The 19,723-nt window shown below is 31.6% G+C and carries 16 protein-coding genes; 7 read left to right on the forward strand and 9 right to left on the reverse strand.

The window, feature by feature from the left end; genetic code table 11:
* The first annotated feature begins 166 nt into the window (after positions 1-166).
* Complete coding sequence (locus LI_RS07250; RefSeq protein ID WP_011527411.1) at positions 167-1,648, forward strand: PhoPQ-activated pathogenicity-related family protein; 1,482 nt, start codon at positions 167-169, stop codon at positions 1,646-1,648.
* Between the two features lie 107 nt (positions 1,649-1,755).
* Positions 1,756-1,944 carry a hypothetical protein gene (locus tag LI_RS07255; RefSeq protein WP_143470720.1) on the forward strand — a complete coding sequence of 63 codons (189 nt, stop codon included), beginning with the start codon at positions 1,756-1,758 and terminating at the stop codon, positions 1,942-1,944.
* Here the strand turns inward: LI_RS07255 and LI_RS07260 are convergent.
* The 7 genes from LI_RS07260 to LI_RS07290 form a co-directional block, all read right to left on the reverse strand.
* Entirely contained in the window at positions 1,913-3,286 is a 1,374-nt protein-coding gene (locus tag LI_RS07260; RefSeq protein WP_011527412.1) for a nucleotide sugar dehydrogenase, read from the reverse strand. The genes LI_RS07255 and LI_RS07260 overlap by 32 nt on opposite strands.
* 350 nt (positions 3,287-3,636) lie before the next feature.
* Complete coding sequence (locus LI_RS07265) at positions 3,637-4,194, reverse strand: acyltransferase (protein ID WP_011527413.1); 558 nt, start codon at positions 4,192-4,194, stop codon at positions 3,637-3,639.
* A complete protein-coding gene (locus LI_RS07270; RefSeq protein WP_011527414.1) occupies positions 4,191-5,360 on the reverse strand; it encodes a DegT/DnrJ/EryC1/StrS family aminotransferase in 1,170 nt (389 codons plus the stop codon). Before LI_RS07270 ends, LI_RS07265 begins: the two co-directional genes overlap by 4 nt.
* A complete protein-coding gene (locus LI_RS07275; RefSeq protein WP_223604270.1) occupies positions 5,347-5,694 on the reverse strand; it encodes a hypothetical protein in 348 nt (115 codons plus the stop codon). Before LI_RS07275 ends, LI_RS07270 begins: the two co-directional genes overlap by 14 nt.
* A 191-nt stretch (positions 5,695-5,885) precedes the next feature.
* Positions 5,886-6,938, reverse strand: a complete 1,053-nt coding sequence (locus LI_RS07280) for a Gfo/Idh/MocA family protein (protein ID WP_011527416.1) — start codon at positions 6,936-6,938, stop codon at positions 5,886-5,888.
* 322 nt (positions 6,939-7,260) lie between these two features.
* On the reverse strand, positions 7,261-8,601 hold the full coding sequence (locus tag LI_RS07285) for a methyl-accepting chemotaxis protein (protein ID WP_011527417.1): 1,341 nt from the start codon (positions 8,599-8,601) through the stop codon (positions 7,261-7,263).
* A gap of 997 nt (positions 8,602-9,598) precedes the next feature.
* Positions 9,599-10,642 (reverse strand): hypothetical protein, encoded by a 1,044-nt coding sequence (locus tag LI_RS07290; protein ID WP_011527418.1) that lies wholly within the window; start codon positions 10,640-10,642, stop codon positions 9,599-9,601.
* Between the two features lie 693 nt (positions 10,643-11,335).
* Between LI_RS07290 and LI_RS07295 the strand changes: the two genes are divergently transcribed.
* From LI_RS07295 to LI_RS07305, 3 genes are all read left to right on the forward strand, one after another.
* The gene (locus tag LI_RS07295) at positions 11,336-11,746 is read left to right on the forward strand and encodes a hypothetical protein (RefSeq protein WP_011527419.1); all 411 of its coding nucleotides are present in this window, start codon (positions 11,336-11,338) and stop codon (positions 11,744-11,746) included.
* A 155-nt stretch (positions 11,747-11,901) separates the two neighbouring features.
* A complete protein-coding gene (locus tag LI_RS07300) occupies positions 11,902-12,783 on the forward strand; it encodes a DMT family transporter (protein WP_011527420.1) in 882 nt (293 codons plus the stop codon).
* A 765-nt stretch (positions 12,784-13,548) separates the two neighbouring features.
* Positions 13,549-14,946: a cytochrome c peroxidase gene (locus LI_RS07305; RefSeq protein ID WP_011527421.1), complete on the forward strand. Its 1,398-nt coding sequence runs from the start codon at positions 13,549-13,551 to the stop codon at positions 14,944-14,946.
* A gap of 544 nt (positions 14,947-15,490) precedes the next feature.
* Here LI_RS07305 and LI_RS07310 read toward each other — a convergent pair.
* Positions 15,491-17,587 carry a methyl-accepting chemotaxis protein gene (locus LI_RS07310; RefSeq protein ID WP_011527422.1) on the reverse strand — a complete coding sequence of 699 codons (2,097 nt, stop codon included), beginning with the start codon at positions 17,585-17,587 and terminating at the stop codon, positions 15,491-15,493.
* A 537-nt stretch (positions 17,588-18,124) separates the two neighbouring features.
* Here LI_RS07310 and LI_RS07315 point away from each other — a divergent pair.
* Together LI_RS07315 and LI_RS07320 are read left to right on the forward strand one after the other, a co-directional pair.
* Positions 18,125-18,370 carry a hypothetical protein gene (locus tag LI_RS07315; RefSeq protein ID WP_015353858.1) on the forward strand — a complete coding sequence of 82 codons (246 nt, stop codon included), beginning with the start codon at positions 18,125-18,127 and terminating at the stop codon, positions 18,368-18,370.
* On the forward strand, positions 18,354-18,620 hold the full coding sequence (locus tag LI_RS07320; RefSeq protein WP_015353859.1) for a type II toxin-antitoxin system RelE family toxin: 267 nt from the start codon (positions 18,354-18,356) through the stop codon (positions 18,618-18,620). Before LI_RS07315 ends, LI_RS07320 begins: the two co-directional genes overlap by 17 nt.
* Positions 18,621-18,979: 359 nt before the next feature.
* Here the strand turns inward: LI_RS07320 and LI_RS07325 are convergent, their stop codons facing one another.
* Positions 18,980-19,636 (reverse strand): class I SAM-dependent methyltransferase, encoded by a 657-nt coding sequence (locus LI_RS07325; protein WP_011527423.1) that lies wholly within the window; start codon positions 19,634-19,636, stop codon positions 18,980-18,982.
* Positions 19,637-19,723 lie beyond the last annotated feature (87 nt).

Below are 19,723 nucleotides of genomic sequence, written 5' to 3' on the forward strand. Positions count from 1 at the left end.
AACAGTAATGTCTAAAGAGTAATATAATGTCTTTCTTCACGTTGTAGTATATGTTATATCTATTGTTGATATAAGATTCATCTATATTTTTTTTTAATAATATTATAAATAATATTCGTTTTTGATAGAAGTATGTTCTATAAGTAGAGTAAGGAATATAAAAAATATGGTTAGTTATATTCGTTTATTAGGAAGTATATTTTTAGTATTAGCAATTTTTGGTTGTGGCGCTCAGTTTAATAAACCCTCTTTACTTGATGAAACCCCTATAGATTACAGTTCTGTACTTTCTGATTACATAGTAGAATTAGAAAAAGAACCACTTCAGTATATATTACTAAAAAAAGAAAAATTTTCTCAAATGGAGATATATAATTATCAATTCACATCACAACATTGGTCTCCAGATAATTTTGTATCACCTGCTATATGGGAACATCAGGTAGATATATATATCCCTCACCATCCAGTTTCAGAACGTGCACTTCTTATCATCAATAATGGTATTAATAATGGTACATTTTTTACTTCTCCTAAAGCTCCAACTGATTTTACTCCAGAAGTATTAGAAGAAATCGCTCGTTCAACAAAAACTGTAGTCATTGCTCTAAGTGATATCCCAAATCAGTATCTTACTTATAGAGGTGACTGGAGATTTCTTAAGGAAGATGAAAGTATTGCTATGAGTTGGTCTAGTTTTTTACAAGATCCAGAAAGTCGGTACACAAGACCTCTCTATGTCCCTATGGTTGCAGCAGTTTCTCAGGCAATGACTCTTGCAGAAAAGGAGTTACAAGCATTAAAAATTAAGCATTTTATTGTATCTGGTGTGTCAAAGCGTGGATGGACAACATGGCTTTCAGCTATTGCTGACTCACGAGTAGATGCTATTACCCCGTTTGTTATTGATGCATTGAATACTCGGAAAGTCCTTGGACATATGTATAAAACATATGGAAATAATTGGCCTATAGCATTTTATCCATATTATAGATTTGATTTAGATAAACAACTAGATACAGTTCCTTTTTTCAATCTTATGAATATTGTTGATCCATATAGATATTTAGGAACACCATATAAGTCTCGACTTGCTATCCCTAAATATATTGTAAATGCAAGTGGAGATGATTTTTATGTCCCTGATAATTCAAGTTTTTACTATGATGATCTCCCTGGAGAGAAAGCATTACGTTTTGCACCAAACTCAAATCATCATGGGATATTAAATTTCACAAAACAATCGCTTATTCCTTTTGTGAATAGAGTACAAAAAGGTATTTCAACGCCAGTTTTAGATATTTCCACAGAGATGACGGAACGAGTTCAATATGTGACTGTTCGTTTTTCTGAAGTTCCAGAGAAGATAGTACTTTGGAAAGCAGCAAATCCAGAGTCACGAGATTTTCGTTATGCCTGTCGTGTTAGGTACATGGAAACACCATTACACCTTTCTGCAACAGGGGAAGTTAGCGTTTCATTAGAGATCCCTTCTGTAGGATGGCAAGCTGCTTTTATTGAAGCTACATTTAAAGATGGTTTTGTTGCAACAACACCAGTGTATATTTTACCAAAAGATATATATCCACCTATAAAAATACCACCTGTACATGGATTATTATGTAAGTTTGTACATGGTCGAACCTAGTAACTAGTAGTTGTTGTACTGATAATCTAAAAGGATATAGATGCATGTCAGCCTTTCATCATAGAAGATGTCTGTTATAAGTACACTATCTATGATGGAAGGGGATTATGATGAGCGAAGAAGAAACAGGATTTGTTAAAAAGATAGATGGAATCTATGGTGATATCCGTATAGAACTCCATATTGGAGAGCCATATCTTAATGAAGCACAAGATATTTGTATTCCTCTATTACGACGTTTATATGTTATGAAAAAGAATAGTTCTAAAGTCTCCAAAAAAGAACATCTTCAGTAAAGTCTGATGGATTAAGTCGACCTTTAATATCCATGAGTACAGCAGAGTTTATATTTTTAAAGCATGAAAGCAACTCTTGAGGTTGGAGATGTAAATAGATTTTATGAGGAACTGCAAGAATAAGTGCATCAAGCTGTTTAAATACCGAAAATTCTTCAATGACAATTTGGTATTCTTTAAGTGCATCTTCAGCATCAACAAGTGGATCATGTACAAGTGGTGTAACACCAAACTCTTCTAACTCGTTAACAATATCAATGACTTTTGTATTTCTTAAGTCAGAGACATCCTCTTTAAATGTTAATCCTAAAATGCCTACACGTGCCTTATTAATAAGTACATTCTTTTTTATAAGCAGTTTTACACAAGTTTCAGCTATATATTTTCCCATTTCATCATTAATACGTCTTCCTGCAAGAATAACTTGAGGATGATATCCAACTTCTTCTGCTTTTCGAGTAAGATAGTATGGATCAACTCCAATACAGTGACCTCCAACAAGTCCTGGACGGAATGGAAGGAAATTCCATTTTGTTCCAGCAGCTTCTAGTACTTCAAGAGTATCAATATCAAGTTTATCAAAGATAATAGCAAGCTCATTCATAAGAGCAATATTAAGATCACGTTGTGTGTTCTCAATAACTTTTGCAGCTTCAGCAACTTTAAGACTTGATGTTTTATGTATGCCTGCTTGAATAAACGTTCCATAGAGTGCTGTGAGGAGATCTGTTGTTGCTTTGTCGCTCCCTGAAACAACTTTAACAATATTTTCTAATGTATGGATGGTATCGCCAGGATTAATACGTTCAGGAGAATAACCAACTGTAAAATCAGTAAGATATGATAAGCCAGAAACTTCTTCTAAAAGTGGAATACATATTTCTTCTGTTGCACCAGGATATACCGTTGACTCGTATACAACTACACATCCTTGACGCATATGTCGTGCAACCATTTGAGTAGCTTTGATAAGAGGTGTAAAGTCAGGGTTACGGTATGTATCTATAGGGGTAGGAACAGCTATAATAATGATATCTGCTTGATGGATATCTGTTTGATTATAAGAAAAGGATGCTTTTGTATTATCTAATACTTCACTTGAAATTTCACCTGTTCGGTCATATTTTCTAAGTAATTCATGTATTCTACGTTTAGATATGTCAAATCCAATAGCTGGGAAATGATGAGCTAGCTGCATTAAAAGAGGTAATCCTACATATCCAAGACCTACTACCATAACACAGATATCTTTGTTATATAACTGCTCTATGGTTACCATTGTATTTCTACAACCAGCTTTTGTACATTCATGTTTTGTACTCTTTTGTAGGTCTTTTTTCATACTTTTAACTCCTGATCTCTTTCGTATCTGACAATTTTATCATTATATAACTGTTAATGTCTATATACAAGAAGTAGGTGGGAGTAGCTGGTATCTTGTATGATATTTGTTTAGTAATAAGAGTTGTCTCAGTTAATACTTTGTCAACATAAGTAGTTACTGTGTAGTATTACTTTAAAAAAGTAATTAATTGTGATAAGATACCTAACCATAACTAATATTATTCTATAGGTGAGGAGATGAGAGTTGTTGCTATCTTGAGCACAGATTTTTGAAATATTCAGGCACTATTAGAGTGAGGAGAGGTTTAGATACATTAGTAGAGGGAACTGATTGATATATTGAGGAGTCTATTGGTGAGGAAGAAGTCCTTGAGTTGTTTCAAAGTAAGCATTACCACAGGTGATACAATGAAGATTTACAGGTAGTTTTTCACCACATTGGCATATCCACCCTTGTTGTTTAGCAGGATTTCCATACGTTAATGCATGATCTGGAACATCTTTTGTAACAACAGAGCCTGCTCCAATGAAAGCAAATCGTCCTATAGTTATACCACAAATGATTGTACAATTTGCTCCAAGGGTTGCACCATATTTGACAAGAGTGGGTCTAGCTTGTTCCATTCTTGGGATGAATGCTCGTGGGTTAAAAACATTTGTAAAGACCATGCTTGGTCCACAAAAAACATAATCTTCAAGGGTTACGCCACGATATATACTCACATTATTCTGTATTTTACAGCCATTTCCTATCTGCACATGTGGTCCTATAGAAACATTTTGTCCAATGTTGCAAGATTTTCCAATAATAGTGAAGGGAAGAATATGAGAGAAGTGCCAGATGGTTGTTCCATTACCAATAGTGACATTTTCATCAACAATACTTGTGGGATGAATAGTAATCATGAAAGAACCTCTTTCAGTGTGTTACAGACAAGTTTTACATCATCTTGTGTCATATATGGATGAAAAGGAAGAGAAAGAATATCATGAGAACATGTTGTAGATATAGGCATATCCTCTGCCTCATAATATTGATCTGCAAAGGCTGGTTGGATATGCAGGGGCTTAGGATAATAAATGTTTGTTGGAATATCTTTTTCTGCAAGATAAATAGCAGCAATATCACGCATATCTGATCCAATACGTATAGAGAATTGGGCAAAGACACTAAAATTACCTGGTGCAATATGTGGAAGGGTGATATCTTTTACTCCAGTAAGTTCTTTTGTATACCATGTTGCAACAGTTTGTCGTGTACAAAGTTCGTTAGGGAAAACATCAAGTTTTGCTAAAAGAATAGCTGCTTGAAGGGTATCTAGGCGTCCATTGACACCTATCCTCACATTTTCGTATTTATGTTGTCCTTTCCCATGAACTCGAATAGATTTAAGTATGCCAGCAAGTTTATCATTATTTGTAAAAATAGCACCACCATCACCATAACATCCAAGTGGCTTTGCAGGGAAGAAGCTTGTAACAGCACAATCACAACCTAAGTTGCAGGTTGATTGATCTTTATAGGTTGCGCCAAAACTTTGGGCTGCGTCTTCAATAGAATAGAGGTTAAACTGTTTTGCAATATTAAGGATTCGTGTGTAATCTGCAGCCTGGCCAAAAAGATCTACGGGAATTACTGCACGTGGTGTAAGTTCAGTTTCTAGGGCTGTTACAGGTAATGGGTATATAGAAGGATCTTGATGTTTAACAGCAAGTATAGCTTTTTTTAATTGGTTTGGACACATAGTAAATGTGAAAGGATCAATATCGACAAAAACGACAGTAGCTCCAAGCAATGCAGGCATTTCTGCTGTTGCAAAAAAGGTAAAAGCAGGTACAAAAATAGCGTCTCCAGCATCAATTTCATGAGCCATAAGGGCCATAAGTAAGGCATCGGTTCCTGATGCACAACTTATACAATGTTTTGATCCTGTAAAAGCAGCAAGTTGTCCTTCAAGCTCCTTTACTTCAGGTCCCATAATGTACTTTCCATGATCAAGCAGTGCTTGAATACGTGACTCAATAACTGTTCGTATACGTTTTTGTTGAGAGGCTAAATCAATAAATTCCATTGGATATTCCTTTGCTAGTAGCCTTTACATGTCGAGAACTGTTAGCTTTTAAAGAACACTTTATGGAAAATCTATAGTTAGTTATGGGATAATTTTTTTTTTGTGAAAAAATGGTATCAACAAATATTGTTAAGGGGTTAAAAGGCGATAGTCTTGTTATGCATTGCCTATGGATAGATATTGTTGATAGATAGGTGGCTATAGTCGATGACCGTTTTTCTTGAGCAATACAAAGATTAATAGGATAAATGCTTTTGTTTTGTTGACGTCCTAAACAGATAGTTTTCTCTTTAGAAGAGGTTGAATGAAGAGACAATAACTGATTATGTTCCATGTACATTTCCCTTGCAAGATACGTCATTGGGTAATAATTATAGCCTGTGTATATCAGTAGTATCTTGATTCGATCACATATACGTTAATTTTGAAATAGAACATTCTTTCATAGTTATTTTGTATATCAAAATTGTTATAGTTTTGTTATCTAATTAGAGATAGCATTCTTTTTAGAGATAACTGTGTATATCAATATTCAAGAGGAAGAGAAACTGTTATTCGGTCTCTTGCTGATTTGTATGCTGCAATGAGTACTTCAAGTGACTTAAGACCTTCACGTCCATCTGTTTCAGGTTCAGCCTTGCCACGAAGGACATCGATAATATTTTGGTAATACAATGGATGACCAAACCCATATACAGAATTTGTTTGATAGCTTACAGATGTAACGAGGTCGTCATATTCTTTAGGTTCAGCAAAGTTCCATAGTTGTATTTCATTAACAGCAACTCCTCCTATGCGTACAGAACCTGTATCTCCAAGGATTGTAATGCTTCCTTCAAGATTTTTAGGGTATGTTAACATTGATACAGCCATAGAGCCAAGGGCTCCATTACGCCATCGGACATTAAGTACAGCTGAGTCTTCTACTTCAATATTACGTCCTAGTGTTGCTATCATAGCTTGAACGTCAGCTATAGGACCAATCAGCCATTCAAATAGATCTACATAGTGGCTTGCTTGATTCATGAGTGCTCCACCGTCCATTTCCCATGTCCCACGCCATTTTGCAGAGTTGTAATAATCTTGGGGACGTTGCCAGAAAACATTTATATGGACCATATTTATATGTCCAAAACGGTTTTCATCTATAGCACGTTTTAACAGTTGAAGAGTTGGGTTAAGTCTATTTTGTTTTATAACAAACAGATATACACCTGCTTCATCACATGCTTGAACCATATGTAATCCATCTTTCCATCGAGTAGCCATTGGCTTTTCTGTCATCACATGTTTCCCTGCATTTGCTGAGACGATCGTCTGGTGAGCATGCAATCCGCTTGGTGTACAAATAGCTACAATATCACATTCTGTGTTTGCAAAGAGTTGTTCAAGGTTCTCATAGCCAGGAACATTATATTTTTTACTATAGTTATTACGACTTTCGGCATAACTGTCACATACAGCAACAAGCTCAATGTCTTCTTTGTGATGATTAATTGCATCTATATGATTCCCTGCAATACGACCACAACCTATGATAGCTATTTTTATTTTACGTCCTACTATGGGTTGCTTCATCAATGACACTCCTTTTGCTTGTTAGTTTTAGGTCTGGTATGTACAATATACCATACCTATAATCTCTGATAAACAGAGCATGGGTATTATATAAAAAATATATAAAGATTTATTACAATGTTATATACTACTAATTTTAGTTATAGTAATCTACTATATATTACATATTTACTATATTGTAGTAAATATATATTATGTACTAAAAATATAATAGTATGTTATTATATATTATATGTAAAAAAATCCATGTACTCTATGTTTTTAGAGTACATGGATTTTTAAGTATACCTATATAAAAGTAGTAAGTATTTTTTAAATTCTTCTATTCAGCTATATGCATATTATTTGTAGCTATAGGTATTGGTAATACTGTATGATTTGTAATGGGTTCACTTTTTGAAGCATTATGTTTTGAAGTATTATGTAAGGTAGAATCTAGCTCTTTTAAAACGTCTGCGAGTTCACATAGTGTGGTATAAGTATTAGAGAGAGCGCAGTCTTTCAAAGTAGAGTCAGGTTCTTCATTTGTAGTGTTGAGGGGTACACGTGTTTTAGCTATTTCTTTGATGGTATCTGAAAGAGATGAAAGTTCTTTTAGTGTATTTTGTATAGTTGTGATAAAATTTAATGTGATTTTCCCAGATGTTAGAGCATAATTTACATGTGTTGTATTATATTTATTGATTTTTTTGATAACACTAGTAATGTGTTCTGTTTGTGTTTGAATATTATAAAGAGTTTGTTCAATTTTCTTTATTGTAGACATAGATTGTTGTGATAATTTTTTCACTTCATTTGCTATAATAGAAAAACCTTTTCCTGGAGTTCCCATTTTACCTGCTTCCACTGCTAAATTGATGGCAAGTAGGTTTGTTTGATTTGTTACTCTATCAAGTAATGTGAGTTTTAAAAGTATATCATTAATCCTTTTATGTAAGAGTATAATGATATTTTGTAGAGAGGAGATATTTATATTTACATGTTCTATTGAATTAATAGCATGTGTTGTATTTTTTATATCCTGTTCTGAATTTTTATAACTGTTCTGAATTTTTGTTACAGTACATTCGAGATTTTGATTTATAGTAGTAAATAGATCTTCTATAGATATAGATGATGGAGTATTTTTTACAATTTGCATTTTAACAGACTCTGTACACTTAGAAAGATAGGCTGTGAGGTTACATAGTATTTCTTGAGCGTGTTTGGTTACATTAACAGCTTTATCTGGAAGTGTTTCTAAGTGAGTTATTTTAGCAGCCATTTTTTGTTCATTAATTTTAGAGCTACTAATAATAGTAGATAATTCTATTTCATGCTGTTTTTGTGTTTCTTTTGTGATACTTAGTTCATGTTTGAGGTTTTGAAATTGTTTTATAAGTTCAAATGTTGTTTGTTTTAATATATGCATTTCATTTTTACACGTATAGTAATTCAGAGAAGGTATTTTTGTTTTTGACAGTGACTTATTTATATCTTGTATGAGTTTATTAATAGGTCTAAGACATTTTTGAATAATGACCCCTATAAGGATGAACGAAATTATCATAAGATAGGTAGAGATACCCATTAACATGATTTTACTCGGGGGGATATAAATGAGTAAACAACTTGTTACCATAAGGGAAGCTGAAAGCAAAAGAAAAGAAAAACAAAGAGACATATAAAAATTCCTCTATGAAATTTGGTCGATGCTTGAATGTGGTAGAGAGTTCCTTGGAGAGGAGAATAGAATATAAAAAAGGATATATAGTATGGTTCATTAATCAAATGATAAATATTGATCCATCTATATAATATTATAATAGATATATAAAATTAAAGAAGTAGCTATATTATAACACTACATGATCTTTAATTTAAAAACATTATAAGTATTTTATATCAGATGTCAATAACTTTAATTTTTGTATAAAATTATTATATGTATGTAATATAAATAAGTTATATAAAATATACTGCAATTTTTTATAATTTTATCCTTTTTAAAATAGGTTATATAAATTAAAATAGTTACAACATGAGGTGTATTTTAATATTTACATATGTATTATAGTTTATTTATAGTTATAAATATAACAAGTTACTTTTAGTAAAGTATAGATGTAAATATAAAATAATTAGTAATATCTTATTATTGGAAGGAATGTAGTATATATATATATGTAAATAATGAACAGGCCTAATAACATATAGTCATTAGGCCTGCATTGACGATGCTACAGTATAAAGTTCAGTTGAAAAACTGAACAGTTTTTATATGGACACGGTGTGCACTGCCTAACAGTGTTATACGTCGTCACACACAAAAGATAAGGGGATATTTACTCCCTAGACTCCCACCTCACTGGGAGAAAGATAGGTCATATATATGACTTTCTCTTTCAGAAAAATCATTCTGAACTTTTTTGTCTAAAATGTAAAGCATTTTTTTATTTTTTAGCTGTTTTTTATTTTTAGTTATTACTATTTCATTAATAAATACAATATGTTTAGAAAATTATAACTAGTTAAAAAAATTGTAAAATGTAAGAGGGAGGTAAGGAACAAAGAAACAGAAAAGTTATATCAATTATAATATAGCAGATTAATAATATGTCTATAGTTAAAAAAGAAGTTTTTATTACATTTGTTATATTTGGTTATTATAATGTAAGTAGTTAGTTGTAAGCAAAGATACTCCATTCATTATTTTCTAAAGAATATGCCATGTGCGATGAATATTCTAGACTTTGTTCAACTACTTTAATAGAGATATTGTTATATGTTAGGTAGGTAAGGTAAAGACCTTCTGTTGTAGGTATACCTTTTTCAAACGGTAGTTTTTTGGACTGATAATATCCTTTTTTGGATAAAAGAAGTGTAACTGTATATTCGCCAGGGAGTATAGGGAAGTTTACAGGAGTGATTATTTTCCCTATTGGAGAAAAAGGGTTAAATTTCAAGTCTTGAGTAAGAATAGTATGACTATGTGCAGTTGTATTTTCTTTAAGAAGAATGAAAAGTTTTATTTGTTCAAAGAGATTTTTATTTGTTAATGTATAGTCAATTACAAAACAAAATTTTTCATTTGTGTGTATTAACAATGTATTTTCGTTATGTTCATTAATACATGAAATATTATCTATCAGAAGTTCTGGTTGTGTATTTGAGGTGCTAATATGAATAGGATTTTTATTGAAAGCAAGGTGAGACTCTTCCCAACTAGATATTTTTAAAACAGCTAGTTCTCCAAAGTAATATTCCTGAGTATTTTGTATAACAAGAACATCTACTTTTACAGGTTTTTGTGATCGATAGTGAATAATAATAGAAAGTTCATTAAGATTAAGGTGTCGATATGGCACATTAAAAGATATGGTGCCATTAGTGAATAACATTCCATATTTAAGTATATCTACAGATAATTTGTTATCGAAACAGTGCATTTTTTTAGAGGATAACAAGTCAGTATTATGATTTTCTGTGAGATGACACTCAGAAAGAATAGCTCCTCGGTATACTAATGATATAGAAGAGATCTCAAGTGGTGCTTCAAGAGGTAATCCTGTTGATGAGCGGAATTCTATAGAAATTTTTTGTTGATGTTGGATGTTTTTTTCAAGTGGATGACGTTGAGATTTGTTAGAAGATGGATGTATAATCTTAGATGTTGCCATTACTTCTGTTTGAGGTACAGTGTTGTTTTTGTCTATTTTATTCATAAAAACACCTTAATTAGTGAAGAGCAGTTGGTGTGTGTGCTAACAAGTTTAGAGAAAAGTATTTTTCTAAGAGTGTAAGTTGCTATTTCTAAAGATGTAATAATGATGATAGTAAAAGCATTGAAAAAATTTTTATAGTATAAGGGACAGCCTATATTTTGATGAGTAGGATGAAAATGTATATATGTATTCATAATAACCACCATTCATACCATAATCACTTACTCTATCCTAGATAATTTAAGCATAGCATAACCTACTAGTGTTCACAAGTTTTTATTTTTTTGAAAGATATTCTTTAACTTATATAAAATACAAGGGGGAAAAGATATGCACTCCTTTATTTATTAGTGTTAGATAAAAAAGTTATTAAGGTAAATAGGATAATAGCTTAGTGTAGTTATAATATACAAAAATATAATACTTTTGAAATATATAACATAATTACTAACAAAAAGCATTAGATATGTGTTATTATTGGTAGTAAGATAAATTATATTTAAGAAGTATTTCTAACGGACTATAGTTATAAATAACTTTATAAAATTATTGAAAATCAGTATGTCTTAATTATAATTTATAAGATTCAGATAAGGAGTAAATAAACATTATATTAGTGTATAGTCTTAGGTAGGTTAAAAATATTAGAATACTCTCATAGAGATAGCATAGGTAGGTTAAAACGGCGGTGTTATGATAGCATTGACTACATACTTTTTTATTCTACAACTAATTTTGTTTGTAGTATTAAGTATTATAGCTGTTAAAAGTAATATTATTGTTAAAGGAAATCTTTTAATAATGCTCTCTGCGACATTATTAGCTACAATTCCTTTACATTATATAGGTCCTCGTATCGCACGATTATATTCTAATGAAGTAAAAATTGATACTATGCTAGAATTTTTTATTTTTACTATTCTTTTTGCAGGGCTTATACATCTTATCTCTTTTTTATTTAAAAAATATATTTTTAAAAAATTCTATAAGCCTACTAATGATACACTATTAAGTTTTATTTTTGCAAATCTTTATCCTGTATATGCTGCTCTTTTTGCTATTATTCTTTTTTTTTGGAGGAAGCATGATTGGTTTCCAAAATAGAGTGTATTTTTTAATATAATTATATCTACTTCCCTTTAGTTAAACAAATATATGACAATATTACAATAAGTAGATGTGATAGATTTAACAGAGGCCATTATATATGGATACAATATTCTTTATTATATGTATGATAAAATAAGACTGGCATTTTTATGGTAGAAACTCGTGTTAGAAGCTCGTTATACTTTATCTTAGGATCGTTATGCCTTGGAGTAATAGCTACTATTCAGGTTTTAGTTCCTGAAAATATTTCTCCATTACTGATTGGTGCAATGCGAATAACAGGTGGTGCCGTAACATTACTTTTGTGGGGAATTTTTACTCATGGTCTTCCAACAGCTCGTTATTGGCCGATAATACCAACAGTTTGCGCAGCTCTTGGGCTTATTGCTTTTCAAATGACATTTTTTGCTGGTATAGATAAGGCTGGAATATCCCTTGGCACATCTATACCTATTGGCATTGTTCTTTTAGTATCAGGACTGTCTGCAAAACTTTTTTATCGTGAAAAAGTTTCTCTTCAATGGATTATCTATACAATTTTGGCTTTGATAGGTCTTGGTTGTATAATTGCTACTAGTAGCAGATGGCATACAAACAAAGAAGCTATTATTACTGCAAGTATTGCTGGTATTGGTTATGCTTTATTCCTTGTTTCTAGTAAAGTATTGGTCCGTTTTCATCGTGCTGAAAGTGTGATGACTGTCTTGTTTACTATTAGTGCAATAGTACTCTTCCCTATTTTTTTCATAGAGCCATTTAGCTGGCCAGGAAAAGGTTCTACTGTTCTCCTTTCGTTAATACAATTTGCTATTATAACAACAGTTATTGCTTTTTCTCTGATTGGTATGGGGTTAAAAAATATTACACTTTCTGTATCTTCAACACTTTCTGTTGCATGTACTTTTATGGCTGTATTTTTAGGTATTTTTTTCTTGGAAGTACATCTTAGTATGCAACTTATTTTTGGTTTAATATTGTTATTAGTATGTATTACAATGCTTGTAAGACGTGAGAGAAGAAATCCTTTTTAAATCACACACACACACACACACTCTCTCTCTCTCTTTCTCATCCACTTATTTTTATCTTTTTTTTATTCTCTTCTTTTCTTATTCTTTCATTACTTTTTCATATGGATACAATTTCCTTTTAATATCATTTATAGCTTTATTATATAAACTATTATTTGTATCTATTAAATAGTATCTAAAAATTTTTATATCCTTTTTCTAGAAGATATTCTTTTGAACATTTAATAAGTAAAGTTTTATTTTAGAAAATATCTAATGTTTCTCTTTATCTCTGATATGAAAGATTTCTTATTAAGAAATATGAATACATTTTTTTTAGAAAAAGTATTGTAAAAAAATAAAGTCTATACTTACCATAGCAAGCACAGACTTTATTATTTAATGGTTTTCATATATGGGGTTAAAGATACTATAGATATATTCTAAAATAGGAAAATTCTATTATAGATATATTATATAGAATGTTTTACCTCATCTGTATCTTTTTTAGTTATGGGTATGCGTATGTCCATAGTTACCTTGTAGTTATCTACGGAGCCGCTCTCTTATATAGTATGCTTTTAAATTGTTGACTACTAATCTAATGTCAGATATAAATTAGAATATAAGAAAAGTACCTTTTAGATAAGAGAAAATTTTCAACTTTTTGAACATAACCTTTTGAGTTATATGTTTTTTTATTTTTAAACAGCTTTTCTATTTCTCTTATGATTTTTTACTACTTTTTATAGTGGATATTAACTTTTGCTCCGTGAGGTATCTCTTATGAGAAGTGTTAACTTGTTAGCTTTCCTCTGTGTATCTATTACTTTTTTTGGATTACTTAATAGTTCTTTTTCTTATGGCTCTCAAGAACAACTAGCACAAAAGGAGCTTAAACAACTACAGGACAAGGTTGTTAGTATTCTTGAAGAAAAATGTTTATCTTGTCATTCATATAATGCAGAGTTACCGTTTTATACTAAAATCCCAGGCATTAAACAGATTATTGAAAAAGACTTTAAAGATGGTCTGCGAGCATCAGATTTAAATCAAGATTTTATTGAAGCTTCTAAAAAAGGTATAATAGATGAAGCAACTGTAGCTAAATTAGAGTGGGTTATAGAAAACCATACAATGCCTCCAGCAAAATTTACAGCTGTCCACTGGGGAAGTAGAGTTTCAAAGGAAGATGAAAAAATTATTCTTGAATGGGTAAGAAAATATCGTAACACATATTATGCAACAGGGTTAGCGTCTCCAGAACGCTCTAATGAACCTATTCAGCCAATTCCAGATACTATTCCTTATAATAAACAAAAAGCAGCATTAGGAGAAAAACTTTTTAATGATAGACGATTATCCCATGATAATACAATAAGATGTGCTAGTTGCCATGTAACAAGTGAGGGAATGGCGGATGGCAAGCAGTTTGCGACAGGGATCAATAAGCAAAAAGGACATGTTAATGCTCCAACTGTATATAATGCTATTTTTAACACTCGTCAGTTTTGGGATGGACGTGCAGCAAATCTCCAAGAACAAGCTTCTCAGCCTCCATTAAACCCTATAGAAATGGGAAGCACTAGTTGGGATGAGATTCTTGGGAAGTTAGCTAATGATAAGAAATTAACAGAAGAGTTTTTGGCAGTTTATCCTGATGGGTGGACTGAAAAAAATGTTACAGACGCTATTGCTGAGTATGAGAGACTATTTATTACACCCAATAGCCCATTTGATCGTTGGCTTAAAGGTGATGATACAGCACTAACCTCAGATGAATTGAGAGGATATAAACTCTTTAAAGCATACAGGTGTGCAACATGTCATGTTGGTAAGTCAATGGGTGGACAGTCCTTTGAATACATGGATCTTAAGAAAGACTATTTTGCAGACCGTGGATATGTTGAAGGAGTTGATGATAATGGTAGAATGGCCTTTACACATGATCCTAGGGACTTGCATCGATTTAAGGTTCCAAACCTTAGGAATATTGAGATGACGGCTCCATATCTTCATGATGGTACTGTTACAAGTTTAGATGAGGCTGTTCGCATTATGGGTATCTATCTTGTAGGAATGGATATTCCTAAGTCAGATAGAGATTCTATTGTGTTATTTTTGAGAACACTTACAGGTCAGTTCAATGGTCAAAAAGTCCTTGGAACGCCTGTACCACAATAATAGTAGATATGTTTCTATATATAAAAAAGGAAGCTGTAAGCTTCCTTTTTTATTAACTAGTTGTTAGTAGTAATAATTACTCTAGAGTAAATTGGAGCCTTTGCATCTGTATAATTAATATAGTATTTTTGTCAGTTTTTAGTGATTAAGACTGGTATAGGTAAACTGTAATAAGTAATTATAAATCAATAATTAGAGATCGGTATCTTTTGGTTTTTGAGCCACATATAGATATGTCTAGTTTATATAGGATACATAGTAGTAAAGTAAAGCCACTACATTTGTTACATAGAAGAGAGAGAATATGTAAAGTTTAGGTATGATGGGTATTAAGCTGTTATTAACCTAGTATAATGACAAATAATTTTACAGAGTTCTATAGAATACTATATAATAAATGCTTCAAGAGTAATTTATATAATCCTACGTAGAAAAGTAGTGTTCTATCTACAGGGTGAAATTGTCATAGTGTATTAGATGTAAAGAAGGATTCTTTTCTTTTAACTAAGAGAAAAGAATCCTTCTTTATGGGTAAATTATAGGATTAAGATATAGGATTTTTCATTTCATGAATAAGTGAAGCAAGAGACTGTGCTTGTTTTGCTAAGTCAGAAACAGCTTGTGAAGCTTCATCCATGGCCCTTGCTGTTTCTGTAGCAATATGATTAATTTCAGAAATGGATTGATTAATTTCTTCTGTAGAAGCTGACTGTTCTTCAGAAGCAGTTGCAATAGCACGGACTTGGTCAGCTGTTGCATCTACCATATGAACGATTTCATCTAAAGCAAGTCCTGACTGAGAAGCCAGGGTTGTAGCAATTTCAATATTTTGAACAGCTGAATCTACTTGAGACATACTCTGTGTAGCACTTTCTTGGATAGCTTTAATAGCATTGCCAACATCAGTAGTAGATACCATAGTTTTTTCAGCAAGTTTACGTACTTCATCAGCAACAACTGCAAAACCACGACCAGCTTCACCAGCTCGAGCAGCTTCAATGGCAGCATTGAGTGCAAGTAGGTTTGTCTGATCAGCAATATCTGAAATAACACCCATGATTTGATCAATAGATTGTGCATGATCGCCTAAGACAGCCATATCAGACTTTAGCTCACGGGATTGATTATGCACAGTTTCTATACTTTGAATAACTTTTCGGACAATATCAGCACCATCAATAGCTTTTTGACGTGTTTGAGAAGAAATATCAGATGTTTCACTTGCATTTTTAGCAACTTCTACAACTGTTGTACTCATTTCTTCCATAGAGGTTGCTGTTTCTTTAACTCGAGCTGCTTGCTCATTAGCACCACGTCCAGATTCTTCAATTTGTGCAGAAAGCTCTGTAGAAGCTGAAGAAATGACATTAGCAATATCTTCAAGACGCCCTGCTGCTGTAACCATCCCTTCGTGTCTACCTTGTTCTGCTCTTTTAAGGGCTTCTTCTGCTTTAGCAGTGGCTACTCTTGCTTCTTCTTCTTTACGTTTTGCAGCTTCACTTTGTTGTGTAGCTTCAAGAATTTTTGCTTTAAGAGAGTCAACCATTGTATTTAATGCTATACCAAGTTGTCCTATTTCGTCGGTTGAGGTGATCTTTAGATGTTGATCAAGATGTCCTGCTGCAACATTTTGAGCAAATAGTGTTGTTTGGGTAACAGGTTTAGTTATACTCCTTGTGACAATGAATGACACAACGATTGTGATAAGAAGAAGTATTCCAGTAATAATAAAAATAAGTCCATTTGCACGTTGGAGGCGTGTGTTAACATATGTAGCTTCTGTTTGAATTTTTGAGAGATTGTCATTTGTTAACTTCATTAGTTTTTCACCTAAGGCATCAGCAAGTTGACGGCGATAATCTAAATCTACTTTGCTTTGTTCAGTCATAGAAACAAGGTTTTTTAGGAGTTGATTATATACTCCTATAGACCTGATTAATGTTTGAAGTCCATTACGCATATCTTCTGCTCTAAAGCGATTTTTAAATATAGATAGCTTATTCATAAGCTCATCAATACCTTGAGTACTTTTTTTCAAATTATCAATATCTTGTTCCCTCAACGCACTAGAATAGTCGCCTCGAAGGAGATAGAGTTGCATCATTAAAGTTCCTAGCTCTGAATAGTATAACAGTGCATTGTCATCATTAGCGTATTGCTTGTTCATTATTGATACAATTTGACTATATTGCTGGAAGACATTGTGGATAACATTGGTACCTTTAGAGGATTCTTCATTAAAGTCCATAGATTTACTATACAGATTTTTTACTGCAACATCATAATCTGTAAAGATTTTTCCTATTTCATTGATATCTTTTTCAAGGTATTGATTTGAGGTAGACGTAGAAGCAAATTTTTTGGCTTGGCTGAGATATTCTCTAGCTTTGTTAAGTTCTTTTATACAGCGATCATAGTCTTCTTGCTTTCTAGAAGCATAAAATCCTCGCATATAATAAATAGCTTCTTGATAACGTGTGAGCATATTGGAAGCAATTTCAATTATCTGTGATGTTTCTTTATCTATAACTTCCATAGTCTTGCTAGAAGGTCCTAGTTCTTGAGAAACATAGATCCCCATCAAAACTACCATGATCATTCCAATGGCAAAACCAGCACTTATCTTATAACCAAGCTTCATTGTACGCCCCCATCTATTATGGTTGTATGAGAACTATAGTTTTTTGGTCATGAATAGTTTTATACTTGTATAAAAATTTTAAATCAATACATTTATAAAACATATAATTAAAATTTTATATGTATAGATATATACTTTTAATATTTATTAAATATTTTTTTAATAAAAAATATTATTTATATATTACATAATAATTTTTATATTTTTTGTAATAGTAAAAAAATTTGTAATAAAGATAGTATATAGTTAAAATTTATATATTATTTTAATATATAGTAAAAATATGTTTTTTTAATGTAAAAAATATTTTTATAACATAAGTTTCGTCAGATGTTGAATGAGAAAAGGCTTTATGATAAACTTAATGATTGAATAATGCATAAAGTATACCTTGCTATTGTGCAGAGCTAATCTAGGGATAGAGGATCTTTTTTATAGTCATGATAGGCGTTGGGTTGTCAAAAAATAATTATGTGGTTATATATGTAACAAAGTGTATTGCTATATTGTTGGGTCTTATATTTTTAGAGAGGTTTTATGTATACGCTTACTATTGAACAGCTGCGTAGTGATCTTGAAGCTCACTTAACAGAGCTTTCGGCGGTTACAAGACAGACTGATAATTATACATTGCTTAAAAAGCTTAAACAGAGATTAGCAAAGATTAGAGAGGATTATCTTGATGCTTATGAAGCACAACAAGCATATGATGCTTTTTTGACAAGTGGAGACTCTCCTATTCCTTTAAGCGAAGTAGAGAGAAAGCTTGCCTTGGCAGATTAATTTTATACCTCATGCAGCAAAACAGCTTAGGAAGTTAGATTCAGAGATCCAAAAGCGTATACTTCAGTTTTTACATCTACGTATTATTAATACTCCGGAACCACAGAAATTAGGTAAAGCTTTAGTTGGAACACATCAGGACCTTTTTCGTTTTCGTATAGGAAAGTATAGAATACTATGTCATATTTGTAAGGAAAATAATACAATTCTTATAGTTGCTGTTGGACATAGAAATTATATTTATAATTAACTCTCCATGTAAAAGTTTATTTTTAGTCATTTTAGGATAGATTAACAAATGTAATCTGATATAGTTTATATCTTCTGTTTGAAACATCCCTGATAGTCAGGGATGTTTTTTTATCGAGTAAAATCAGAGATTGTTCTATTATTAGAGAGAGCATTCTACGTACTAGAAGGTATACAACCTATTATTATATTCTAATTAATAAACATGGATGACAATATAAGATTAATTAGAATACAGAGTGGTTACTATTTAAATGATATTAATATGGGTTTATAACTACAACTTATAATTAAAAAATAAAATAATTATTTATAGACTGCTTTTAACAAGTATGATTTTTTTCAAGATATAGAAGAATATTAGAAGGAAAGCCTAAGAATTTTACATGATTTGTATATATATATATGCTGTAGTTGGTTACAGAGATTTTTTAACTCTTTTGTTGAAAGAAGATTAAGGTGTTGTTCTTGAGAAAGTTCTTTATATCCTAAAAGGTTAAGTAATTTCCTATGAAGAGGTTTAGGAAGCCAGTGGATTAAAGGAAGTAGGGAATGAAATTCTAAAGGATGCCAGCGATTTGGCGTTGTAAGAAAAACATATTTTTTTGCAACTCTGTAACACTCGTTGATAAAAGATTGTTGTTGTGAAGTACAGCCTGTATGTTCAATTACTGCTGAAGAAAAGACAAGATCAAATGTATTATCATTAAAAGGAAGTTTACAGCCATCGCCATAGACAAATTTAAGACCACTGTATTCTTTCTCTAACCAAGAGGCGTTTTGTTTAGAAAGTGCAACAATTTTTTCAGGATAAGGAAATAATTTTTCAAAAAAGTTTGATTCAGCATTATCTTTATAAGATGTAACTCCTATATCAAGAACATGTTCTAGTGATGAGAAATCAATATAACTTTTTAGCCGTTTAAATATACGTTTTCGTATATTGAATGAAATATTACTTAAAAAAGATAGCGGTAAATTGTAATCTATACCATGTATAAGTGAAACACGACTCATATCTTTATCCCATTGAGCACTAGGTTAACTATGTTTTAAAGAAGAATGAAATAATATAACTAACATATCTTAGTTATATTGTTTTCT

It is taken from the genome of Lawsonia intracellularis PHE/MN1-00, assembly GCF_000055945.1.
In the GTDB taxonomy this organism is placed as follows: Bacteria; Desulfobacterota; Desulfovibrionia; order Desulfovibrionales; family Desulfovibrionaceae; genus Bilophila; species Bilophila intracellularis.

Excerpts from the sequence above, each read along its gene's own strand:
- LI_RS07325 (WP_011527423.1), bottom strand. The coding sequence starts at position 19,636 with ATGAGTCGTGTTTCACTTATACATGGTATAGATTACAATTTACCGCTA.
- LI_RS07260 (WP_011527412.1), bottom strand. The coding sequence starts at position 3,286 with ATGAAAAAAGACCTACAAAAGAGTACAAAACATGAATGTACAAAAGCT.
- LI_RS07255 (WP_143470720.1), top strand. The coding sequence starts at position 1,756 with ATGATGAGCGAAGAAGAAACAGGATTTGTTAAAAAGATAGATGGAATC.
- LI_RS07310 (WP_011527422.1), bottom strand. The coding sequence starts at position 17,587 with ATGAAGCTTGGTTATAAGATAAGTGCTGGTTTTGCCATTGGAATGATC.
- LI_RS07265 (WP_011527413.1), bottom strand. The coding sequence starts at position 4,194 with ATGATTACTATTCATCCCACAAGTATTGTTGATGAAAATGTCACTATT.
- LI_RS07275 (WP_223604270.1), bottom strand. The coding sequence starts at position 5,694 with ATGGAACATAATCAGTTATTGTCTCTTCATTCAACCTCTTCTAAAGAG.
- LI_RS07290 (WP_011527418.1), bottom strand. The coding sequence starts at position 10,642 with ATGAATAAAATAGACAAAAACAACACTGTACCTCAAACAGAAGTAATG.
- LI_RS07305 (WP_011527421.1), top strand. The coding sequence starts at position 13,549 with ATGAGAAGTGTTAACTTGTTAGCTTTCCTCTGTGTATCTATTACTTTT.
- LI_RS07285 (WP_011527417.1), bottom strand. The coding sequence starts at position 8,601 with ATGTCTCTTTGTTTTTCTTTTCTTTTGCTTTCAGCTTCCCTTATGGTA.
- LI_RS07300 (WP_011527420.1), top strand. The coding sequence starts at position 11,902 with ATGGTAGAAACTCGTGTTAGAAGCTCGTTATACTTTATCTTAGGATCG.
- LI_RS07250 (WP_011527411.1), top strand. The coding sequence starts at position 167 with ATGGTTAGTTATATTCGTTTATTAGGAAGTATATTTTTAGTATTAGCA.
- LI_RS07270 (WP_011527414.1), bottom strand. The coding sequence starts at position 5,360 with ATGGAATTTATTGATTTAGCCTCTCAACAAAAACGTATACGAACAGTT.
- LI_RS07315 (WP_015353858.1), top strand. The coding sequence starts at position 18,125 with ATGTATACGCTTACTATTGAACAGCTGCGTAGTGATCTTGAAGCTCAC.
- LI_RS07295 (WP_011527419.1), top strand. The coding sequence starts at position 11,336 with ATGATAGCATTGACTACATACTTTTTTATTCTACAACTAATTTTGTTT.
- LI_RS07280 (WP_011527416.1), bottom strand. The coding sequence starts at position 6,938 with ATGAAGCAACCCATAGTAGGACGTAAAATAAAAATAGCTATCATAGGT.